This is a genomic window from Acidisphaera rubrifaciens HS-AP3 (genome assembly GCF_000964365.1).
Lineage (GTDB): Bacteria > Pseudomonadota > Alphaproteobacteria > Acetobacterales > Acetobacteraceae > Acidisphaera > Acidisphaera rubrifaciens.
Genome location: NZ_BANB01000788.1, coordinates 1 through 4,174, shown reverse-complemented (window position 1 = coordinate 4,174; position 4,174 = coordinate 1). Strand labels below are relative to the sequence as shown.

Below are 4,174 nucleotides of genomic sequence, written 5' to 3'. Positions count from 1 at the left end.
GGGCGAAGCGCCACAGCATGACCATCATCGGCAGCCGCTCGTGCCAGAAGGCGGCGACCGCCGGGCGACCGTCGCGGTGGGGGGCGAAATGCGCCTCGCCCTCGATCCGCCACCGCGTCGTGCGGAAGACGAAGGCCAGATACAGGCCGAGCAGGCGCGCCGCCGCCGCCTGTGTCAGCCTGTGCCGTAGGATGCGCTTGACCGGTCCCGCCATGCCGGGCGCGGTAGCATGGGCGCACCGGGCGTGCCAGCGACGGCCGCCCCGATGCAGGTTGTGCTTTCCCCGCAGGGGCCATCCGTGGTGCAACTGCGGCGCATCCCTCAAGGAGCCGCCCCGCATGAGCCTGACCCGCAAGCGCATCCTTATCACCGGCGGTGCCGGCTTCCTCGGTTCGCATCTGGCCGAGCGGCTGGTCGGCGCCGGGCACGACGTGCTGTGCGTGGACAACTACTTCACCGGGCGCAAGGACAACGTCGCGCATCTGATGGGCAACCCGCGCTTCGAGGCGCTGCGCCACGACGTGACGTTCCCGCTCTATGTCGAGGTCGACGAGATCTACAACCTCGCCTGTCCCGCATCGCCGGTGCATTACCAGTACGACCCGGTACAGACGACGAAGACGAGCGTGATCGGCGCGATCAACATGCTCGGCCTCGCCAAGCGCGTCGGCGCGAAGATCATGCAGGCCTCCACGTCCGAGGTGTATGGCGACCCGACCGTGCATCCACAGACCGAGGAGTACCGCGGCAACGTCAATCCGCTCGGCCCCCGCGCCTGTTACGACGAGGGCAAGCGGGCGGCGGAGACGCTGTTCTTCGACTACCTCCGCCAGCACAAGGTGAAGATCAAGGTCGTCCGCATCTTCAACACCTATGGCCCGCGCATGCATCCGAATGACGGGCGCGTGGTATCGAACTTCATCGTCCAGGCGCTGCGCGGCGAGGAGATCACCCTCTACGGCGACGGCAGCCAGACGCGGGCCTTCTGCTATGTCGACGACCTCATCGAAGGGTTCATCCGCATGATGGGGACGGAGCCGGACGTGGTCGGCCCGATCAATCTCGGCAACCCGCACGAAATCCCGGTGCGCGAACTCGCCGAGCGCGTGATCGAACTGACCGGCAGCGCCAGCCGCATCGTCCATCGTCCGCTGCCTCAGGACGATCCGCTGCAGCGCTGCCCGGACATCACGCGCGCGCGGCAGGTGCTCGGCTGGCAGCCGACGGTGAAGCTGGAGGACGGGCTGCGCCGCACCATCGAGTATTTCGACCGGCTGCTGACCGAACGCGGCGTCGAGCACGCGGCGCCCACCGTCCCGGTCTAAGCTGCCGGGGCGGAGATCGCCTCGGCACACCTGAAGTGACCGGTGGGTGCCCTACGGTAGAGCCCGCGCGGCGGCCTCTAGCCCAGCATCCGCCGCAGCAGCGTCGTGTGACCGACCGGCGCGATCCGTTCGAGCAGCGCGATGATCTTCGCGTCGCGCCCGACGAGCACGCGCGGGGCGCGGCGTTCGGCGGCGGCGACGATGATCTCCCCCGCCCGTTCCGGTGGCAGGCGCAGCAGGCTGGCGGCGCGCGCGCGGCCCGCTTCCCGCTGTGCCGGCGTGATGCCGCTCGCGAGGCGGGCGTTGCGCGCGATCGACGTCGCGACGCCGCCGGGATGCACGACGGTCACGGAGATTCCCGCGCCCGCCACCTCGGCCCGCAGCGCGTTGGAAAAGCCGCGCACCGCGAACTTGCTCGCCGCATAGGCCGTCTGTCCCGGCGGGGCGATCAGGCCGTACAGGCTGGAGATGTTGACGATCCGCCCGCCGCCGCTCGCGCGCAGCAGCGGCAGGAAGGCGCGCGTCATGCGCACCACGCCCCAGAAATTGATCGACAGCAGCCAGTCGAAATCGGCCTCGGTCACCTGCTCGAACGTGCCGCCCAGCGCGACGCCCGCGTTGTTGACCAGGATGTCGACGCCCGGATGCGCCGCCAGCACCGCATCGGGAAACGCCGCCACGGCATCGCGGTCGGCGACGTCGAGGCGGTGGCGGCTGATGCGCAGGTCGGGGCGCGCGATCTGCGCTTCCGTCGTCTCCAGTCCCGCCTCGTCGAGGTCCGCGAGGGCGAGATGCGCCCCGCGCCGCGCGAGCGAGGTCGCGATGGCGCGGCCGATGCCGCTCGCGGCGCCGGTGACGATTGCGGTGCGTCCGGCGAGGCTCATGCCGCGTGCGCCGCGGCGGAGGCGCGCGCGAACTGCATCACGCCGTCATCGAGCCGCCCGAACCGCATGATCGCGGTGTCGCGCGCATAGTTCTGATGCACGAGCCACGGTGCGCGGGCGCCCTGCTTCGGCAGCACGCCGGCGGCACGCTGGATATAGCCGGAGGTCAGGCCGAGCAGCGGGGCCGCCGGTATCTCGTCGTCGCTCCGCCGCTGCGGCGTGCAGGACGCATAGCCGCGCGCGTCCATGTGCGCGAGCAGCCGGCACACGTAGCGCGCCGTCAGCTCGCATTTCAGCGTCCAGGATGCGTTGGTGTAGCCGATCGCGTGCGCGAGGTTGGGCACGCCGCTGAACATCATGCCCTTGTAGCTGAGCGTCTTCGACAGATCGACCGGCGCGCCGTCCACGGTGATCGTCACGCCGCCCAGCAGTTGCAGCTTCAGCCCGGTCGCGGTCACGATGATGTCCGCGTCCAGGTGCCGCCCGGAGTCGAGCGCGATCCCCGTCTCGGTGAAACGCGTGATCGTGTCGGTCACGATCGACGCCCGGCCGCCACGTATCGCGTCGAACAAATCCCCGTCCGGCACCAGGCACAGCCGCTGGTCCCACGGGTTGTAGCGCGGCGTGTAGTCGGTCGCGATGTCGTGGCCGGGGCCGAGCTGCTTGCGCACCAGCGCCAGCAGCCCCGCCTTCACCTTGTCCGGATAACGGCGGGCGAGGCGGTAGTAGTACATGCTCTGCAGCACGTTCTTCCACCGCACGATGCCGTGCGCGAGGCGGGCGGGCAGGCGGTCGTACAGCTTGCGCGCCCACGGATCGCGGGCCGGGCGGCTGACGACATAGGTGGGCGAACGCTGCAGCATCGTCACGTGCGCCGCCGTCTCCGCCATCGCCGGCACCAGCGTCACCGCCGTCGCGCCGCTGCCGATGACGACGACCCGCTTGCCGGCATAGTCGAGACGCTCCGGCCAGAACTGCGGATGCACGAGCTGTCCGCGGAATGCCTGCATGTCCTGCCACTTGGGCAGGTAGCCCTCGCCGTAGTCGTAGTAGCCGCTGCACATGAACAGGAAGCGGCAGGTGATGGCGCCGCGCGTGGTGGCGACTGTCCATGTCGCGTCGGCCGACGACCACGCCGCGCTGAGCACGCGGCAGTCATAGGTGATCGCGCGGTCGATGCCATAGGCGGCGGCGGTGTCGCGCACATAGGCGGCGATCGACGCGCCGTCGGTGATCGACTTCTCGCCGAGCCAGGGGCGGAAACTGTAGCCGAGCGTGTGCATGTCGGAGTCCGACCGCACGCCGGGATAGCGGAACAGGTCCCACGTCCCGCCCATCGCGGCCCGCGCCTCGACGATCGCGAAGGTTTTGCGCGGCAGGCGCGTCTGGAGATAGCGCGCGGCGGCGATGCCGGAGAGGCCGGCGCCGACGATCAGCACGTCCACTTGCCGCGGCGGCGCCGCGCCGCCCGAGGCCGTGGTGCCGGCGGCCATTCCGATCGATCCGTCCATCGCTCCGCTCCCCGCGTAACTGACAACGCCCGTTGTCACCCTCTTGCATCTGACAACCGCCCATGTCAAGTGCCGTGCATGAGCACCGCGCAGGCGACCAAGCTGTACCGGGGCGTGACGCTGGAGGACCGGCGCGCGCAGCGGCGCGAGGCGCTGATCCGCGCGGCCATCCTGGTCTACGGCGAACGTGGCTACCGCCGTGCCACGGTGCGCGCGGTGTGCGAGGCGGCGGGAATCACCGAGCGGTATTTCTACGAATCGTTCCGCAACAGCGAGGCCCTGCTGGTCGCGTCGTATGAGGCGGTGAACGCGCGGCTGGGGGCGCGGCTGCAGCGAGCGGCGGCGGACTGCGCGGGCGGTCCGCAGGAGCGGGCGGCGGCGATGCTGCACGCCTATTACGGGTCGCTGCGGGAAAGTCCGGACGCGGCGCGCGTATTCCTGGTGGAAATCGCGG

General features: G+C 70.2%; 4 protein-coding genes and 1 pseudogene. 2 read left to right on the top strand and 3 right to left on the bottom strand.

The window, feature by feature from the left end:
- Positions 1 to 214: pseudogene (locus B8460_RS17725) on the bottom strand (lysophospholipid acyltransferase family protein); the annotation flags it as partial.
- A gap of 124 nt (positions 215 to 338) precedes the next feature.
- Here B8460_RS17725 and B8460_RS17720 point away from each other — a divergent pair.
- Positions 339 to 1,325, top strand: coding sequence for a UDP-glucuronic acid decarboxylase family protein (locus B8460_RS17720; RefSeq protein ID WP_048862946.1), 987 nt, complete (start codon positions 339 to 341; stop codon positions 1,323 to 1,325).
- Positions 1,326 to 1,402: 77 nt separating this feature from the next.
- On the opposite strand, the gene B8460_RS17715 is transcribed toward B8460_RS17720, so the two are convergent.
- Entirely contained in the window at positions 1,403 to 2,209 is an 807-nt protein-coding gene (locus B8460_RS17715) for an SDR family NAD(P)-dependent oxidoreductase (RefSeq protein WP_048862945.1), read from the bottom strand.
- Positions 2,206 to 3,720 (bottom strand): flavin-containing monooxygenase, encoded by a 1,515-nt coding sequence (locus B8460_RS17710; protein WP_084623861.1) that lies wholly within the window; start codon positions 3,718 to 3,720, stop codon positions 2,206 to 2,208. Before B8460_RS17710 ends, B8460_RS17715 begins: the two co-directional genes overlap by 4 nt.
- Before the next feature lie 78 nt (positions 3,721 to 3,798).
- Between B8460_RS17710 and B8460_RS17705 the strand changes: the two genes are divergently transcribed.
- Positions 3,799 to 4,174 (top strand): TetR/AcrR family transcriptional regulator (locus tag B8460_RS17705; protein ID WP_048862944.1); only part of this gene is annotated, 376 nt, incomplete at its 3' end.